This window comes from Brotocaccenecus cirricatena (assembly GCF_020687045.1).
Taxonomy (GTDB): Bacteria; Bacillota; Clostridia; order Oscillospirales; family Oscillospiraceae; genus Vescimonas; species Vescimonas cirricatena.
Genome location: NZ_JAJEPW010000148.1, coordinates 1 through 1,218, shown reverse-complemented (window position 1 = coordinate 1,218; position 1,218 = coordinate 1). Strand labels below are relative to the sequence as shown.

Here is a 1,218-nt window from a genome sequence, read left to right as displayed (position 1 = left end):
CAACACAAAAAGGAGCTAATTTTTATGAAATCTCTATTTGAGGAAATGGGCGGCACTTACCGTCAGGAGGGCGATTATCTCATTCCAAACCTTGCGCTGCCAGAGGAACCGGAATACCAGATTGGCAAGTATGGACATATGCGCCGCAGCTATCTGAAAGAACATCGCCCTATTTTCTACACAAACCTGCTCACAAACGGAACGCTGCATCGGCACCTTGCCGAGATCGACCAAGCCTGCAACGAGCGCATGGAAATCATCGTTTCTGCAATGGTGAAGCAAGAAGGCGTGACCGAAGCACTCAAAGCTGCCGATCAAATGGAATGGGTACGCCGCATGAACAGCATCCGCAGCCGCGCGGAGGAAATCGTTTTGACCGAGCTTGTATATGAATGACAAATGCCCGTTATCGGTTGCGTGGCCGATAACGGGCATTTTTACACTTTAGTTCTTTTGTTCCGTGCTGGCTACCAGACGGTCAAAGTCGCTCTGATACAGATGATCCTGAATGACGCGGTACTGCTCAAACTCGCTTTCGGCAAAGGCTTTTGCAATGGCAGCGGTGACTTTTCCCTTATTTTGCAGAATCTCTGCATCATTGAATTGCAGAAAAGCGTCCAGCTTGGAGGCCCAATCTGCCATGGTCATGGGAATATGCCGTCTGGCCTGCCGGGTAGCATAGTCCAGATACATGGTGACGATTTCGTTCAGTTCCTGCATTTCATCCATGGATAAGTAATTTTTTGCAACGGACACATCTGCCTTGACAATCTTGCCGTCAGGAGCATTCTTCCATGAGGTCAGCCCCATGTGTTCCTTGGTGTGATCGGCTCGTGCCATAATGACCTCTGCCGCTGTGCCGCCATGGACGGCATAGTGCATCTTATTCTGAACTGTGGCAAAGAAATCCTTTGTGGTCTGGCTATCGAGAGAGTAGTCCACAGCAGTGGCGTAAATATCCGTAATTTTCTGATAGAAGCGCCGTTCGCTGGCCCGAATCTCCTGAATCTCGGAAATCAGGTGATCGAAGTAGTCCTCATCAAAAATCTGCCCATTGATGAGCCTGCTCTTGTCCAGCACATACCCCTGCTTGGTGAAGGTGTCCAGCACCTTGGTTGCCCACTGGCGGAACTGCGTGGCTCTGCCGGAATTGATCCGATAGCCTACGGCTATGATGGCGGACAGAGAGTAGAACTTATAGTGATAGGTTTTTCCGTT

At 49.8% G+C, this 1,218-nt stretch carries 2 protein-coding genes; one reads left to right on the top strand and one right to left on the bottom strand.

What is annotated here, in order from left to right; all coding sequences use genetic code 11:
• The first annotated feature begins 24 nt into the window (after nucleotides 1-24).
• Entirely contained in the window at nucleotides 25-396 is a 372-nt protein-coding gene (locus tag LKD37_RS17875; protein ID WP_071431004.1) for a TnpV protein, read from the top strand.
• A gap of 48 nt (nucleotides 397-444) precedes the next feature.
• On the opposite strand, the gene LKD37_RS17870 is transcribed toward LKD37_RS17875, so the two are convergent.
• Nucleotides 445-1,218: virulence RhuM family protein (locus LKD37_RS17870; protein WP_302930328.1), on the bottom strand; the 774-nt coding region annotated here is incomplete at its 5' end.